The following is a 17248-nucleotide window of genomic DNA, read 5'->3' as shown; positions in this document are numbered from 1 at the left end:
CATTGCCACAAGTGACAGAAGAAAAGACTGAATTTTTACGGCTTTACCGATCTTTGCAGTCACTCGAACGGCGGAGGCGCTAACACCTCACGGTTACCATTGTGCCCCTGCTCGCTGACGATGCCCTGCGCTTCCATTTGCTCAATGATACGCGCCGCGCGGTTATAACCGATACGGAACTGACGCTGTACGCCAGAGATAGAAGCCTTGCGTTTTTCGGTGACGAAATTAACCGCCTGGTCGAATAACGGATCCAGCTCTTCACCGCCGTCAAAACCACCGCCGCCGCCCCCTTCGCTTTCGCTATCAGAGGTAATACCGTCAACGTATTGCGGACGACCGCGCGCTTTCCAATCCTGCACCACGGCATGCACTTCCTGGTCACGCACAAACGCACCATGGACACGTACCGGCATGGTCGAGTTTGGCCCTGAGTAAAGCATATCCCCCATCCCCAGCAGCGATTCTGCACCGCCCTGGTCAAGGATGGTACGGGAGTCGATTTTGCTCGACACGGTAAAAGCAATACGGGTCGGGATGTTGGCTTTAATCAGACCGGTGATAACGTCAACAGAAGGACGCTGCGTCGCCAGCACCAGGTGAATACCCGCAGCACGCGCTTTCTGCGCCAGGCGGGCAATCAGCTCTTCCACCTTTTTACCTACGGTCATCATCAGGTCGGCAAATTCATCGACCAGCACGACGATGTACGGCAGTTTTTCCAGCACCGGATGCTCAATCGCCATGCTGTCACCCGGTTTCCAGTATGGATCCGGAATTGGACGGCCCATTTTCGCCGCTTCGGCGATTTTGTCGTTATAACCCGCGAGATTACGCACGCCAAGCGCCGACATCAGTTTGTACCGACGTTCCATCTCATTAACGCTCCAGCGCAATGCGTTGGCGGCGTCTTTCATGTCGGTGACCACTTCTGTCAGCAAATGCGGGATACCTTCGTACACGGAAAGTTCCAGCATTTTCGGGTCGATCATGATGAATTTCACGTCTTCCGGCTGCGCTTTGTAGAGCATGCTGAGGATCATGGCGTTAACCCCAACGGATTTACCAGAACCCGTGGTCCCCGCAACTAACAGATGGGGCATTTTGGCCAAATCAGCAATCACCGGCTCGCCACCGATATCGTTGCCCAACACGACGGTCAAAGGCGACGGGCTTTCGCGGAATTTCGCGCAGTCCAGCACTTCGCGCAGATAGACGGTCTGACGCTTTTTGTTCGGTAACTCCAGACCAACGTAAGGTTTACCTGGAATCACTTCTACAACACGAACCGCTGCGGTCGACAGGGAACGCGCCAGGTCACGCGACAGGTTAGAAATTCGTGCCGCTTTCACGCCCGGCGCCAGGTTCAGTTCAAAACGTGTAATCACCGGACCCGGAGAGTAGTTCACCACGTCAGCTTTAATACGGAAATCGGCCAGGCGCGCCTCCACCAGACGGGCCATTTGCTCCAGCGCGAAAGTATCAACCGGCTCAACCTCAGCTGGCGGTGGCGTCAGCAAATCCAGCGAAGGCAGCAGTGTCGTCGGTTTTGGCAACGGCCGGCTGTCGCCGTTACGCATCAATAGCGGATGAATCAGGCTTTCCTGAGGCGCAGGTGCTTGTGGTCTGACCGCTGCAGGTTGCGCATGGACAGGCGCGGAAGGCTGAGCAGTATAATTTACAGCAGGCTGCTGCGTTGGCGGTTCAGCTTCTGGCATCACGCCAGGCGTAAACAATGGCTCGCCAGGGCCATCATCCACCAGCGCTTTAAACGGCGAGAATGCAAAATCATCAGCTGAAAAGGCATGAGCCCCTGTCGGCTGTTCACCGGAATAGCGCTGCTGCTGGGTGGCGGCAAACTGACGCGCCAGTTCAGCCTCTTCGGCCTCATTGTCATCAAGAATAGGGGCTGTCGTATCGTGCTGATACTCCTCGCCATAGCGGTTCTGCTGACTCGTCGCGAACTGTTGCGCCAACTCATGTTGTTGCAGCATGTCGGCATCGTCATCATCCAGCGCACCATTTTGTTGGCGCCCGGCTTCACGCGCGCGCTCTTCTGCCATGCGCTGCGATGGCAGTTTGATGCCATAGGAAGCCAGTTCACGACGTGTAGGCACGCGGACACGGTTCGGGCGCGGCAGTTGTGGTCCAATGCCCTCTTTCACCTGCGGACGAGCAGCACCGCCATCGGCAAGACTAAACACCGGCGCAGTAGCCACTGCCGCTGTCGCAGCGACATCTTTCGCGCCTGCAGCAACAGGCGCGACTGTCGGCACAACGCTGGGTTCAACAGGCGTTGTCGGCGCAGCAGGAATAGAAGGCATCGCTGGCGCGACCGGACGCGTCGATTCTTGTACCGGCTCCGGGATGGGCTGATACCAGGCGGCAAGCTGTTCACGCTCACGTGCTCGCTGGGCTTCAACCTCTTCAAAATAGTAAAGTGGGGGGCGCGTCTGCTTCACCTCTTCTACCGCTTCCGGCTCAATCTCCGGCGCTGGCGCGGGCTCTTCGTATTGAGGCTCTTGCCACGCCTGATATGCTTGCGGCTGTGGTGCAACAGGCGGCGCTTCCGGCTGCCACTCATTATTCTGTGCAGGCGCGGCGTAATGCGAAAGCGGAACCTGCTCTGGCTCTGGCTCATATTGCGCCGCATAGTCGCCAGAAGCTGGCTGCCACGGCGGCGTTTCCACCGGGGGCTGGACCACCGGGCTGGCTGGCGCAGCATACGCTTGTGCCGCTGTCATGGCTGCAGCGGCGGCTGAAACAGGTTCGGTTGCGCGTTGCCCGCTTAACAGCGGATCGTAAGCGTCGATATCCGGTTGTGTGGCTCTATGGCCAGAAAACAGGACATCATCAGCATCTGCTGCGACACCGCGGGCACTGTAGGCAATCTCCTCTTCATCATCATCCATCCGTTTTCCGGAGAACAATGCTGCGTCGGTTTTACGGCCAAGCGGGTTGGCGAATTTCTCCGCGACGCGTTTACGGCGCGCCAGTGCTCCACGCAGAATACGGGCACGACGCGATTCGCGCGGGGCTGCGGGCTCGTCGTCGTACTCCTCTTCTTCATATTCCTCTTCATCAACCCAGGTATCGTCACGGCGCGTGCGATTACTGGCGAAGGTGAGAATACCGAGGATAATGCCACCGAGTTTTTCAGCAATGGTCACCCAGGACCAGCCGGTAAACAGTGTGAGCCCGGCTGCCCAGACACACAATAAGGCGATGGTGCCCCCGCTGCTATGCAGCAACGGTTGCAACGTTGTGCTCAGCAAACTACCGATGACGCCGCCAGAGGCGAAATACCAGATATCGTCAGCGTTGATAGCCGCCAGACCGCAAGAGGTCAGGATCAGCGCCAGCGCGCCAATAAGACGTAATGAAACGGCGAAATAATCGATAAAGTCTTCATTGGCACGATGTCGATAAGCAAACCAGCAACCACCGATGATAATCACCGGCAGGGTGTAAGCCATTACACCGAAAATGAAGAATAACGTATCCGCGAGCCACGCTCCCGGTGCGCCACCCAGATTATGTATGGGTTCATGCCACGCGGTTTGCGACCAACTGGGATCGGAAGGATTAAAACTAATGAGGGCCGCCATTAACCAGACGGCAAACAGAGAAACAAGGATCAGCAACGCCTCAAGGAGTCGACGCCCGCTGCTTAGCTTGGTTAGTGTGACTTCTTTGTCTTCTGTGTATTCCTGGCTCAAGTAAGGCTCTCCAGCTAAAACGGACAACAGCGCCGGGTTACCCCGGCACTGTTGCTGTATGGATTAACAGGAGTGTAATCAAAAAAAGCTGATTTTGCACCTGTTCCGTATTAGCGCGTCTTGATAACCAGACGGTTGCTCTGTTTGACTTCTTCCATCACCACATAAGTACGGGTGTCATTCACGCCCGGCAATCGCAGCAGGGTTTCCCCTAGCAGTTTGCGATAAGCAGACATATCCGGCACACGTGTTTTCAACAGGTAGTCGAAATCACCGGACACCAAATGACACTCTTGAATTTCTTCAAGTTTTTGTACTGCGGCGTTAAATTGCTCAAACACATCCGGGGCGCCACGATTCAGAGTAATCTCAACAAATACCAGAAGTGATGCATCCAGATAATGCGGGTTCAGCAGCGCTGTATAGCCCTGAATGAAACCCTGTCTTTCCAGCCTGCGCACGCGCTCAAGGCACGGCGTAGGAGAAAGTCCCACTCGTTTAGAAAGCTCGACGTTGGAAATACGCCCATCTTTTTGCAATTCGTTCAGAATATTACGATCAATGCGGTCGAGATCTTTGCCAGGGCGCTTCTTGCTATCTACCATTATTATTGTCTCTCTGTATTCCTTCCCTACTCCTGTCTTGACCCTGTGCACTTCACTGTTCAGGGTCTTTGCCCGTCGCTTTACGTGCGGGTTAATAACGATAACGCCGCATGTAATCCCAGGGTCTGCATTAAGAAGTCCGTTGCCATACGGCAGCTATCGACATCACGAATGGCGTCTGTCCACGCCATGCGTAGATTTCGCTAGCCCGGTAAAAATGGTATTTACATGCATGAATTTGCATCACGCGTGAAACACTGCTTTTTTTCTTCCTTTGATGTTTTCGCAAATGCGCAGGGGATTGTCAAAGCAAAACATCTTTTTTTAGTACAACATGCCAGATATTCATCATCACCCTTAGGCAATACTCATTTAATCACCTTATAACGGCCCGTTTTTCAGTAGAAATAGTTATATTTAGGATCTCACTCAGCGTTAAATGATTAGTGCCATCTATTACACATATCGTTAACAAAACCGCTGTGCCCTTTTTTTACGCCTGCAAATTCCCTACAATCCAGCCCAATGTCTGCCAAACAATAATGAGGATCTCATGGGTACGGCCAAACACAGTAAGCTGCTTATCCTTGGTTCAGGGCCTGCGGGATACACCGCTGCGGTCTATGCTGCACGTGCAAACCTGGAACCGGTGTTAATTACCGGTATGGAGAAAGGCGGTCAGCTCACCACGACCACTGAGGTGGAAAACTGGCCAGGCGACCCGCACGATCTGACCGGGCCGCTCCTGATGGAGCGCATGCATGAACATGCCGCAAAATTTGATACCGAAATTTTGTTCGATCATATCAATAAGGTTGATCTGCAAAACCGTCCGTTCCGTCTTATCGGTGATAGCGGCGAATATACCTGTGATGCGTTGATTATCGCCACCGGCGCCTCCGCGCGTTATTTGGGTCTGCCATCTGAGGAAGCATTTAAAGGCCGCGGTGTTTCTGCCTGCGCCACCTGCGATGGTTTCTTCTATCGCAATCAGAAAGTCGCGGTCATCGGTGGGGGTAATACTGCCGTTGAAGAAGCGCTGTACCTGGCAAACATCGCCTCTGAGGTACATCTGATTCACCGTCGTGATTCTTTCCGCGCGGAGAAAATCCTGATTAAACGTCTGATGGATAAAGTGGCCAGTGGCAATATCGTGCTGCACACCAACCGCACCCTGGAAGAGGTGACGGGCGATCAGATGGGCGTTAGCGGTCTGCGCATTCGCGATACCGAAAATGCGGATAATATTGAATCACTGGATGTCGCCGGCCTGTTTGTCGCTATTGGACACAGCCCGAACACCGCCATTTTTGATGGTCAACTTGAACTGGAAAATGGCTACATCAAAGTACAGTCAGGTATTCATGGCAATGCCACCCAGACCAGTATTCCAGGCGTTTTCGCTGCGGGTGATGTGATGGATCATATCTATCGTCAGGCGATCACCTCGGCCGGTACCGGCTGTATGGCGGCACTGGATGCAGAACGTTATCTTGATGGGTTAGCACAAAGTAAATAAACGTTACAACTCAGTAACAAAGGTAAATAAGGCGACTATAAGTCGCCTTTATTTTTGCGCCGATGTAACATTGCGAAGCTCAAAAATTCCGATAACTTCACCTGCAAAGCGCGCAATGAATAAAACCCGTCAACAAGAGTTAACCCGCTGGTTAAAACAGCAAAGTGTCATTTCCCGTCGCTGGCTTATGATGTCTCGCCTGCTGGGCGTGGTGAGTGGCGTTCTTATCGTTGCTCAGGCCTGGATACTCGCCAAAATCCTGAATCATATGATTATGGAAAATATCCCGCGCGAAGCATTGCTGCTGCCTTTTGCCTTGTTGGTGCTGATTTTTGTTTTACGCAGTTGGGTCGTCTGGTTGCGTGAGCGCGTCGGTTTTCATGCCGGCGTCCACATCCGTTTCGAAATACGCCGTCAGGTGCTCGACAGGTTACAGCAAGCTGGTCCAGCGTGGATTCAGGGTAAGCCCGCAGGCAGTTGGGCTACGCTTATCCTCGAGCAAATCGACGATATGCATGATTTTTATGCACGTTATCTGCCTCAGATGGCACTGGCAGCCAGTGTACCGTTGCTGATTGTCATTACCCTCTTTCCAATTAACTGGGCCGCAGCCTTGATTCTGCTGGCAACCGCGCCGCTCATTCCGATCTTTATGGCGATGGTGGGGATGGGCGCAGCCGATGCGAACCGACGCAACTTCAAAGCACTGGCGCGCCTGAGCGGCCATTTCCTTGACCGCTTACGCGGCATGGAGACGCTGCGTATCTTCGATCGTGGCGCAGCGGAGACAGAAAATATTCGTCAGGCCTCAGAGGATTTTCGCAGCCGTACGATGGAAGTCCTGCGTATGGCGTTTCTCTCCTCCGGCGTGCTGGAGTTTTTCACCTCGTTGTCCATCGCTCTGGTGGCCGTCTATTTTGGCTTCTCTTACCTGGGCGAACTCAATTTTGGCCATTACGGCACGGGCGTAACGCTGTTTGCCGGTTTCCTGGCCCTGATTCTGGCTCCGGAGTTCTTCCAGCCGCTGCGCGATCTGGGGACGTTCTATCACGCGAAAGCCCAGGCTATTGGTGCCGCCGACAGCCTGAAAACCTTTATGGAAGCGCCACTTGCCCATCCGCAGCGTGGCGATATCACGCTGAAAGCGGATGAGGCGGTGAGCATCACAGCGGAAGATCTGGTTCTCAAATCGCCAGAAGGCAGCGTCCTTGCCGGGCCACTGAACTTTACGCTGCCAGCCGGTCAGCGCGTGGTGCTGGTGGGGAAAAGCGGCTCCGGTAAGAGTTCGCTGATGAATGCCCTTTCCGGGTTCCTGCCGTATGAGGGCTCCCTGCGGATAAATGGCATTGAGTTACGAGACCTGGCCCCGGAGAGCTGGCGTCAGCTTATCAGTTGGGTCGGGCAAAACCCGCAGCTTCCGGCCACCACATTACGGGAAAATATCCTCCTGTCTCGCCCGGATGCCAGCGCCGCTGAATTGCAGTCCGTGCTGGATAAAGCCTGGGTGAGCGAATTTTTACCGCTCTTACCACAAGGGCTGGAAACAGCTTGTGGCGATCAGGGAACGCGTCTTTCCGTAGGCCAGGCTCAGCGCGTTGCGGTTGCCCGCGCCCTGCTTAACCGATGCCAGCTATTGCTGCTCGATGAACCCGCCGCCAGCCTTGACGCGCACAGTGAACAGCGCGTGATGCAAGCGCTTAATGATGCCTCACTGAACCAGACAACGCTGATGGTGACACATCAGTTAGAAGGGCTGGCCGACTGGAGCGCCATATGGGTCATGGATGACGGAAAAATCATCGAACAGGGGGCTTTCGCGGAACTCTCCACAGCGCAGGGAGCCTTTGCCGCGCTCCTCGCCCGTCGCCAGGAGGAGATTTAAATGCGCGCACTTCTGCCCTATCTCGCTCTGTATAAACGCCACTTCTGGCTGCTGTTGCTGGGTGTGATCCTCGCGATTGTCACACTACTGGCCAGTATCGGCCTGCTGACATTGTCCGGATGGTTTTTATCGGCATCCGCGGTGGTCGGCGCCGCCGGACTCTACAGCTTTAATTACATGCTCCCGGCTGCAGGGGTTCGCGGTGCCGCGATTACCCGTACCGCCGGGCGCTATTTTGAACGGCTGGTCAGCCACGATGCAACCTTCCGCGTGCTGCAACATCTGCGCGTCACCACATTCAGCAAACTGCTGCCGCTCTCTCCTGCCGGCCTGTCACGTTTTCGCCAGGGAGAGTTACTCAATCGCGTGGTTGCGGATGTCGACACGCTTGACCACTTGTATCTACGCGTGATTTCACCTCTTGTTGGCGCTCTTGTGGTGATTGTTGTGGTCACCGTCGGGCTAAGCGTACTGGATGTTCCACTGGCGCTGATGCTGGGTGGAATTATGCTGGCTACGCTGATTATCCTGCCGCCGCTCTTTTATCGTGCCGGGAAACCCACCGGCGAAAATCTGACGCAGCTTCGCGGACAATACCGTCAGCAGTTAACCACCTGGCTACAGGGCCAGGCGGAACTCACGATTTTCGGCGCCAGCCAGCGCTACCGCGAACAGATGGAAAATACGGAACTAAGCTGGCATGACGCCCAGCGTCGCCAGTCCGATCTGACCGCCGCGTCCCAGGCAGTGATGTTACTGATTGGCGCGATTGCAGTGCTGACTATGCTGTGGTTCGCCGCAGGCGGCGTGGGCGATAACACGCAGCCAGGTGCGCTTATTGCCCTTTTCGTGTTCTGTGCTTTAGCGGCTTTTGAAGCGCTGGCCCCGGTTACCGGTGCATTCCAACACCTTGGACAAGTTATCGCCTCGGCGATACGGATTACGCAAATTACCGACTGTCCGCCGGAAGTGCAGTTCCCGCAAACCTCAGCGATGGCCCCCACTGCGGTCAATGTCAACCTGCAGGACATCTCATTTAGCTATCCTGAGCAACCGCAAAAGGCGCTGGATGGCATTAGCCTGTCTATTGCCGCTGGCGAACATGTTGCTGTGCTGGGGCGTACAGGGTGTGGTAAATCAACGCTGCTACAGCTATTAACACGTGCCTGGGACCCGCAGCACGGAGAAGTATTACTCAACGGAGTGCCACTGACTCAATACGGGGAAACGGCGCTACGTGCGAGTATCAGTATGGTACCGCAACGTGTGCATCTGTTCAGCGCAACGCTGCGCGATAACCTGCTGTTAGCCGCACCGCAGGCAACTGATGAGGCGCTGGCTGATGTACTTACCCGCACGGGTCTTGAGAAATTACTCGATGACAGCGGCCTGAATGCCTGGCTGGGTGAAGGCGGTCGTCAACTGTCCGGCGGTGAGCTTCGCCGTCTGGCTATCGCACGAGCGTTATTGCACGATGCGCCGCTGGTCCTGCTGGATGAGCCGACCGAGGGGCTTGATGCTGCCACGGAGAGCCAAATCCTTGAGTTACTTGAAGAAGTGATGCAGAAAAAAACCGTGCTTATGGTGACACATCGCCTGCGTGGACTGAGTCGCTTTGATCAGATAATTGTGATGGACAACGGACAAATAATTGAGCAAGGTAATCACGCAGCGTTAATGGCAAAACAGGGTCGATACTACCAGTTTAAGCAACGTCTGTAGTCTATGGATGTCGTCATTTTCAGCCGCCCATTAAGGGGTGATTCTAAAGTGCTGTGCCGGATGTGACGATATATATGGGGTATTCCTTGTTGCGTTGTGGAGCGTTGTGTCATGCGCCTGGTCCAGCTGTCTCGTCATACCCTTGCGTTCCCTTCGCCGGAAGCGGCGTTGCGTGAACCAAATGGCTTGTTGGCACTGGGTGGGGATCTTAGCCCTGCCCGTCTCCTGATGGCGTATCAACGCGGTATCTTCCCGTGGTTTTCGCCAGGCGATCCCATTCTCTGGTGGTCGCCAGATCCACGTGCCGTGCTGTGGCCGACAGAGTTTCATGTCAGCCGTAGTATGAAGCGTTTTCACAAATCCTCCCCCTATCGCGTTACGATCAATCATGCCTTTGGGCGGGTAATCGACGGCTGCACAGAGGATCGTGATGAGGGAACCTGGATTACACCGGATGTGGTGCTGGCTTATCACCGACTGCATGAGTTAGGACATGCCCATTCAATTGAAGTCTGGGAGGAGGATGAACTGGTCGGAGGCATGTACGGCGTATCGCAGGGGAGATTGTTTTGCGGCGAGTCGATGTTCAGCCGCCGCGTTAATGCATCCAAAACTGCGTTAATGGTGTTCAGCCATGCCTTCGCTCGCGATGGGGGTCAATTGATTGATTGCCAGGTGCTGAACTCGCATACCGCCTCGCTGGGCGCTGTGGAAATTCCGCGGCGCGAGTACCTTGAATGGCTTAGAGAGCTCCGTTTGCAAAAGCTCCCTTCCCATTTCTGGGTGCCCAGGGAACTGTTTTTACCCGCCTGATGAATGTTTTCGGCACATTTTTTATCAGGGTGTTATAATGGACGCTCAGAGCAGCTTCTGCCTGTTACCCCGCCACCATTCGGGAAAGCTTGTATCAGGGACGTCCTTCATTTCCTTCTTCGTTCCCCTTTACACGTTGCGCATATTGCGTGCCGTGAGTGTGGCGTGAGGGTAATGCGCAAAAGCCGCTTTGCTGCGTTTTATCGCACAAATCTTTACTTAACAGACGAACTTCGGCATTATCTTGCCGGTTCAAAAAAATATGGTAGTGATACCCCCGAGGATTAGATGGCCAAAGAAGACAATATTGAAATGCAGGGCACCGTTCTGGAAACGTTGCCTAATACTATGTTCCGCGTAGAACTGGAAAACGGTCACGTGGTCACTGCGCATATCTCCGGTAAAATGCGTAAAAACTACATCCGCATTCTGACGGGCGACAAAGTGACAGTTGAGCTGACCCCGTACGACCTGAGCAAAGGCCGCATTGTCTTCCGTAGCCGTTAATTATTGAAGCACGCACGTGCAAGAATTTGAGAGCCGGACGCGCAGTCCGGCTTTTTTCGTTTCCGAATACGATGCGCCCCGCTTTTCGGGGATGATGCCAACATCAACACCAGTATGCTACGCATAAAAAAACCGGACATCAGTCCGGTTTTTTATTTCAGGCAGGAAGATTAATGTGCGGCTTCCGGTTTGTGCTTTTGTGCACTCTGGAAGTCATATTTCAGCTCATCTTTCTCTTTATCCAGTGTTACCGTTACCTGGCCGCCATCAACCAGCGAACCAAACAGCAGTTCATTGGCGAGCGGTTTTTTCAGGTTATCCTGGATGACGCGTCCCATTGGACGTGCCCCCATCGCACGGTCATAGCCTTTTTCCGCCAGCCAGTTGCGGGCATCCTGACTGACTTCCAGCGACACGCCTTTCTGATCCAACTGCACCTGGAGCTCGACGATAAATTTGTCGACCACCTGATGGATCACCTCAGTCGACAAGTGATCGAACCAGATGATGTTGTCCAGACGGTTGCGGAACTCCGGCGTAAAGATCTTTTTGATCTCTTCCATCGCATCGGTACTGTTATCCTGGTGGATAAGACCAATAGATTTACGTTCGGTTTCACGCACCCCGGCGTTGGTAGTCATTACCAGCACCACATTGCGGAAGTCCGCTTTGCGCCCGTTGTTATCGGTCAGCGTACCGTTATCCATGACCTGCAACAGCAGGTTAAAGACATCCGGATGCGCTTTCTCGATCTCATCAAGCAGCAGGACCGCATGAGGATGTTTAATGACCGCATCCGTCAGTAAGCCGCCCTGATCAAAGCCGACATATCCTGGAGGCGCACCAATCAAACGGCTGACGGTATGACGCTCCATATATTCGGACATATCAAAACGCAGCAGTTCGATACCCAGCGCTTTGGAAAGCTGGACCGTCACCTCGGTTTTCCCGACCCCGGTAGGACCGGCAAACAGGAAGGAACCGACCGGCTTATGATCGTGGCCCAGACCCGCACGGCTCATCTTGATGGCTTCGGTTAAAGCCTCAATGGCTTTATCCTGCCCAAAGACCAGCATTTTCAGGCGATCGCCGAGATTTTTCAGCGTATCGCGATCGCTTTGCGACACACTCTTCTCAGGAATACGCGCGATGCGGGCCACCACCGATTCGATATCCGCCACGTTGATGGTTTTTTTACGCTTGCTGACGGGCATCAGTCGTGCACGCGCGCCTGCTTCGTCAATCACATCAATCGCTTTATCCGGCAGATGACGATCGTTGATGTATTTCACCGCCAGCTCCACCGCCGCACGTACCGCTTTCGCGGTGTAGCGCACGTCATGGTGTGCTTCGTATTTCGGTTTCAGGCCATTGATAATCTGCACAGTCTCTTCGACAGAGGGTTCAGTAATATCAATTTTCTGGAAACGACGCGCCAGCGCACGGTCTTTCTCAAAAATGTTGCTGAATTCCTGATAGGTCGTCGACCCCATCACGCGAATCTTACCGCTGGAGAGCAACGGTTTGATCAGGTTAGCGGCATCCACCTGTCCACCCGACGCGGCACCCGCACCAATAATGGTGTGAATTTCGTCGATAAACAGAATGCTGTTGCTGTCCTGCTCAAGCTGTTTCAACAGCGCTTTGAAACGCTTCTCAAAGTCACCGCGGTATTTGGTGCCCGCCAACAGAGAACCGATATCCAGCGAATAGACGGTGCAATCGGCCATAATTTCAGGCACGTCACCCTGCACAATACGCCATGCCAGACCTTCGGCAATCGCCGTCTTACCGACACCGGATTCCCCCACCAACAACGGGTTATTTTTACGGCGACGACAGAGAACCTGAACAGTGCGCTCAAGCTCTTTGTCACGCCCAATCAACGGGTCAATACCGCCGACACGAGCAAGCTGATTGAGATTGGTGGTGAAGTTTTCCATACGTTCCTCCCCGCCTGCTTGCTCTTCATTATTCGCCTGACTGCTTGAATCAGAAGAGGATTGTCCCGGCTCGTCTTTACGTGTGCCGTGAGAGATGAAGTTAACCACGTCAAGGCGGCTCACTTCATGTTTGCGTAGCAGATAAGCCGCTTGCGACTCCTGCTCGCTGAAAATGGCAACCAGCACGTTCGCCCCGGAAACTTCGCTACGACCGGAGGACTGAACGTGAAACACCGCGCGCTGTAAGACACGCTGGAAGCTGAGCGTCGGTTGAGTATCGCGCTCCTCTTCACTCATCGGCAGGACGGGTGTGGTTTGTTCGATGAAGGCTTCGAGTTCCTGTCGCAACGCCACCAGGTCCACAGAACACGCTTCCAGCGCTTCGCGGGCCGAGGGGTTACTGAGCAATGCCAGTAACAGGTGTTCGACGGTCATAAACTCATGTCGGTGCTCACGCGCTCTGGCGAAAGCCATGTTTAAACTGAGTTCCAGTTCTTGATTGAGCATTGGCACCTCCCCCAAGTTTTATGCCTGCATTCAGGCTCTTTCCAGCGTACACAACAACGGATGCTCGTTTTCCCTGGCATATTTATTTACCATCGACACTTTCGTTTCTGCGACTTCTGCGGTGAAAACACCACAAATTGCCTTTCCACGATAGTGCACAGTCAGCATCAATTGCGTTGCACGTTCTACATCATAAGAAAAGAACTTTTGTAGCACGTCAATAACAAATTCCATTGGCGTGTAATCATCGTTCATTAACATAACTTTATACATGGATGGCGGCTTTAGCGCGTCACGCAGTTTTTCATCCGCCAGGTGGTCAAAATCCAGCCAGTTATTGGTCTTGCCCATCGTCAGTTTTCATCTTAGGTTACAGGTTCCGACCCAAATCAATCGGCCGATTACATGAGTCTAGATGTATTTTTAATCTACATCAGGTGTTAGATAACTATCATCTATCGTTGTCATCCGCGACGGCTGTCACAAACCCCTCCAATAGCGTTAACTGCTTCAAATTTTTGATTGATGCACCCCGCATAACCCCTGCCAAACGCTTGACGCGATGCCTGATTTCTCTAAATTGTACAGGCGAGAGTTGGCGAGGTTTTGAACAAACCCACACTCTGCCACCGGTTCATTCCATCTTACTTAAATAAGATTTACGAAGGATGTCGAAGCATGGAAACGGGTACTGTTAAGTGGTTCAATAATGCCAAAGGGTTTGGTTTCATTTGCCCCGAAGGCGGCGGCGAAGATATCTTCGCACATTACTCCACCATTCAGATGGATGGTTACAGAACGCTAAAAGCCGGGCAAACCGTCCGGTTTGATGTACATCAGGGCCCTAAAGGCAATCATGCCAGTCTCATCGTGCCCGTAGAAGCAGAAGCCGTCGCCTGACGGCGCTTTCTTCATTGTGTACATGCCGCAGTTAAAATGCCAGTCCAGTCGACTGGCATTTTTATTTACTCGCGAGCCAGCGCATCCACCGGGTCCAGTCGCGCCGCGCTGCGGGCTGGCAACCAGCCAAACAGCACGCCAGTAAAGGTTGAGCAGATAAAGGCCGTCAATAGCGCAACTGGCGAAAAGCCTATCTCCCAACCCGGCAGGAACAATTGCAGCGTGAAAGCGATAGCCATCGAGAGCGCCACACCCAGCGCGCCCCCCACCAGACACACCAGCACGGCTTCAATCAAAAACTGCGCCAGTACATCGCTCGCCCTCGCACCCACCGCCATGCGGATACCAATCTCTCGGGTTCGTTCTGTTACTGATACCAGCATAATATTCATTACACCAATACCGCCAACCAGAAGTGAGATTACCGCAACCAACGTTAAAAACAGCTGAAGAGTACGTGTGGTCTTTTCTGCCGTTTTCAATACACCGTCCATATTCCAGGTGAAGAAATCCTTTTTGCCGTGGCGTAATGACAGCAACCGCGTAAGCTGCTGCTCCGCCTGCTCACTGCTGTAACCTTCATTGACTCGCACGGTAATGGAGTTCAACCAGGACTGGCCCAGAACGCGGGCCGAGAGGGTGGGATAAGGCAACCAGACGCGCAAAATCTTACTGCTGCCAAACATTGACTGCTTCTCTTCTGCCACACCAATCACCGTGGCGGGCATATTTCCCACCAGAATCACTTCGCCGGTAACCTGCGCTTTGTTCGGGAAGAGCTGGCGACGCGTATTGCTATCGAGAACCACCACCTGTGCCCGTCCTTTTTCCTGCTCGCTGTTGAAGGTGTTCCCTTCGCTAAAGGTCATGCCATAGACGTTGAAATACTGACCGCTAACGCCATTCGCGCTGGCCGCCACATCAATGTTTCCACTGCGCAGGCGCACGTTTTGCGAGACAGATGGCGTGGCCGAGCGCACCCATGGCTGCTTTTGGATGGCAACCATATCGTCGTATTTCAGCGCCTGTTGATACTGAGGGTCGTCATCGCCGAAATCTTTACCGGGGTAGACATCAATGGTGTTGGTGCCGATGGCTCGAATATCAGCCAGTACCAGTTGTTTAGCGGCATCGCCCACCACCACAATCGACACCACCGAGGCAATGCCAATAATGATGCCGAGCATGGTGAGCAAGGTACGCATCTTATTTGCCGCCATCGCCCGCCACGCCATCATCAGCGCTTCCTGCAAACGCCCGGAGAATTGTCGCCAGTTGCCGGGTTCCGTCCCTGCACTCATTGTCTTCGGCGCGTTGTCGTGCTTCGTAGAGGGAGGATTCTTAATTATCTCGCCATCGCGGATTTCGATTACTCTTTCAGCCTGTGCGGCAATGTCCGCATCGTGGGTGACGATAATGACCGTGTGGCCACGATCGCGAAGCTGATGCAGGATAGCCATCACCTCTTCACCCGAATGGCTATCCAGTGCGCCGGTAGGTTCGTCAGCAAGGATAACCTGCCCGCCGTTCATCAGGGCGCGCGCGATACTAACGCGCTGCTGTTGCCCACCTGAGAGCTGCGACGGCGGATATTCCATCCGTTCATCTAATCCCAGTCGCGCCAGTAGCTCCTTTGCCCGCGCCAGACGCGCCTTACGATCAACGCCTGCATAAACGGCGGGAACTTCGACGTTCTGCGCGGCCGTAAGATGCGACAACAGGTGATAGCGTTGAAAGATGAAACCGAAGTGTTCCCTGCGCAGCCTGGCCAGCGCATCGCCATTGAGCGTTGCAATATCAATCCCCGCAACCCGATAGCTGCCGCTGGTCGGCTTATCCAGGCAACCCAGGATATTCATTAATGTCGATTTGCCGGACCCGGAAGCCCCGACAATCGCCACCATCTCGCCGGCATGGATATCAAGGGTAATGCCTTTAAGAACCTCTACCTGCCCGTCACCAGAAGGATAACTACGGCGAATGCCTTTAAGTTCGAGCAGCGCCGTCATTTATTAGCCCCCGGTTTGATTTCCGAAATGACCACCTCCTCTCCGGCATCCAGCCCTTTTGTCACCTCAGCATCAGTATCATTGCGGGCACCCAGCGTCACTTCACGATCGCGCACTTCACCGTTACGTAGCACTTTCACTTTGTAGCGGTTATCACCCACCGGATCACCTAACGCGGCAAGCGGCACAGTAAGGACATTTTTCACACCCGTTAGCTGAATATGTACCTGCGCCGTCATTTCCAGACGAAGAATGCCTTGCGGGTTAGGCACCTCAAAACGCGCATAGTAAAAAATGGCGTCATTCACTTTCTGCGGCGTGGGGAGAATATCCTTAAGTTTGCCTTCATAGCGGGTGTCCGGGTCACCCAGCACGGTAAACCAGGCCTTTTGTCCTGGTTTGAGGTGGATGACATCAGCCTCGGATACCTGCGCTTTCACCAGCATGGTACTCATATCGGCGAGGGTCAGAATATTCGGAGCCTGCTGAGCGGCAATGACCGTCTGGCCCTGCAAGGTGGTGATTTCCGTCACCTCACCCGCCATAGGCGCAACAATGCGGGTGTAATCAAAATTGGCTTTCGCCGTGTCGAGCGTCGCCTGATTACGCTGAATCTGGGCATCTATAGTACCAATCTGCGCCTCTTTAACCGCCAGGTCGGTAATCGCCGTGTCCAGATCCTGACGCGAGATAAGATGCGTTTTAGCCAGTTGTTGCTGGCGTGTGAGCGTGACCGCAGCCAGTTTGCGCTCAGCCTGAGCCTGACGACGTTGCGCATGCAACTCCATCAGGGTCGCTTCCACTTCCTTGATCTGGTTTGTTGCCTGTTCCGGATCGATAACACCGAGCAGTTGATCTTTTTTAACTTTATCACCGATATTCACCGACAGCGTTTTGAGCTGCCCGCTGACCTGAGCGCCAACATCAACTTTGCGCAAAGCATCCAGCTTACCGGTCGCCAGCACGCTCTGCTGCAATTCGCCCGGGCGAACGATCAAGGTTTGATAGTGAGGCACTGGCGCATTCAACTGCTTAAAGAGCCATATCGCCGCCAGTACGATCAGTACTATCAGCACCAGCCAGATTTTTCGACTTCTTCCCTTCAAATTCATAACTTTTCCA

Annotated in this window: 12 protein-coding genes; 6 read left to right on the top strand and 6 right to left on the bottom strand. The window is 53.8% G+C overall.

The annotated features are described in order from the left end of the window. Positions 1-59: 59 nt before the first annotated feature. On the bottom strand, positions 60-3719 hold the full coding sequence (locus tag ABIB59_RS05180; RefSeq protein WP_222555748.1) for a DNA translocase FtsK 4TM domain-containing protein: 3660 nt from the start codon (positions 3717-3719) through the stop codon (positions 60-62). 110 nt (positions 3720-3829) lie between these two features. Beyond that, complete coding sequence (gene lrp, locus ABIB59_RS05175; protein ID WP_000228469.1) at positions 3830-4324, bottom strand: leucine-responsive transcriptional regulator Lrp; 495 nt, start codon at positions 4322-4324, stop codon at positions 3830-3832. 553 nt (positions 4325-4877) lie between these two features. On the opposite strand from lrp, the gene trxB reads away from it, so the two are divergent. The 5 genes from trxB to infA all read left to right on the top strand — a co-directional run bounded on the left by trxB (position 4878) and on the right by infA (position 10767). Continuing rightward, on the top strand, positions 4878-5843 hold the full coding sequence (gene trxB / locus ABIB59_RS05170) for a thioredoxin-disulfide reductase (protein ID WP_039078531.1): 966 nt from the start codon (positions 4878-4880) through the stop codon (positions 5841-5843). Positions 5844-5958: 115 nt separating this feature from the next. Further along, positions 5959-7725 (top strand): heme ABC transporter permease/ATP-binding protein CydD, encoded by a 1767-nt coding sequence (gene cydD / locus ABIB59_RS05165; RefSeq protein ID WP_354034313.1) that lies wholly within the window; start codon positions 5959-5961, stop codon positions 7723-7725. Next, positions 7726-9447 carry a heme ABC transporter ATP-binding protein/permease CydC gene (cydC, locus tag ABIB59_RS05160; RefSeq protein ID WP_071196082.1) on the top strand — a complete coding sequence of 574 codons (1722 nt, stop codon included), beginning with the start codon at positions 7726-7728 and terminating at the stop codon, positions 9445-9447. It begins immediately after the preceding gene. 111 nt (positions 9448-9558) lie between these two features. After that, complete coding sequence (gene aat / locus ABIB59_RS05155; RefSeq protein ID WP_071196081.1) at positions 9559-10260, top strand: leucyl/phenylalanyl-tRNA--protein transferase; 702 nt, start codon at positions 9559-9561, stop codon at positions 10258-10260. A gap of 288 nt (positions 10261-10548) precedes the next feature. Further along, complete coding sequence (gene infA / locus ABIB59_RS05145) at positions 10549-10767, top strand: translation initiation factor IF-1 (protein ID WP_001040187.1); 219 nt, start codon at positions 10549-10551, stop codon at positions 10765-10767. Positions 10768-10937: 170 nt separating this feature from the next. Here infA and clpA read toward each other — a convergent pair whose 3' ends face one another. Then, positions 10938-13217, bottom strand: a complete 2280-nt coding sequence (gene clpA, locus ABIB59_RS05140; protein WP_039078527.1) for an ATP-dependent Clp protease ATP-binding subunit ClpA — start codon at positions 13215-13217, stop codon at positions 10938-10940. A 30-nt stretch (positions 13218-13247) separates the two neighbouring features. Next, a complete protein-coding gene (clpS, locus tag ABIB59_RS05135) occupies positions 13248-13568 on the bottom strand; it encodes an ATP-dependent Clp protease adapter ClpS (RefSeq protein WP_039078526.1) in 321 nt (106 codons plus the stop codon). A gap of 327 nt (positions 13569-13895) precedes the next feature. Between clpS and cspD the strand changes: the two genes are divergently transcribed. Further along, positions 13896-14117, top strand: a complete 222-nt coding sequence (gene cspD / locus ABIB59_RS05130) for a cold shock-like protein CspD (RefSeq protein WP_039078525.1) — start codon at positions 13896-13898, stop codon at positions 14115-14117. 65 nt (positions 14118-14182) lie between these two features. Here cspD and macB read toward each other — a convergent pair whose 3' ends face one another. Together macB and macA are read right to left on the bottom strand one after the other, a co-directional pair. Further along, the gene (macB, locus tag ABIB59_RS05125) at positions 14183-16126 is read right to left on the bottom strand and encodes a macrolide ABC transporter ATP-binding protein/permease MacB (protein WP_110295639.1); all 1944 of its coding nucleotides are present in this window, start codon (positions 16124-16126) and stop codon (positions 14183-14185) included. After that, positions 16123-17238, bottom strand: coding sequence for a macrolide transporter subunit MacA (gene macA, locus ABIB59_RS05120; RefSeq protein WP_039078523.1), 1116 nt, complete (start codon positions 17236-17238; stop codon positions 16123-16125). Before macA ends, macB begins: the two co-directional genes overlap by 4 nt. Positions 17239-17248: the final 10 nt, after the last annotated feature.

Origin of the sequence: Citrobacter sp. UYEF32 (assembly GCF_040546205.1) — a bacterium.
Lineage (GTDB): Bacteria > Pseudomonadota > Gammaproteobacteria > Enterobacterales > Enterobacteriaceae > Phytobacter > Phytobacter diazotrophicus.
This window is presented reverse-complemented; position numbering and strand designations above follow the sequence as displayed.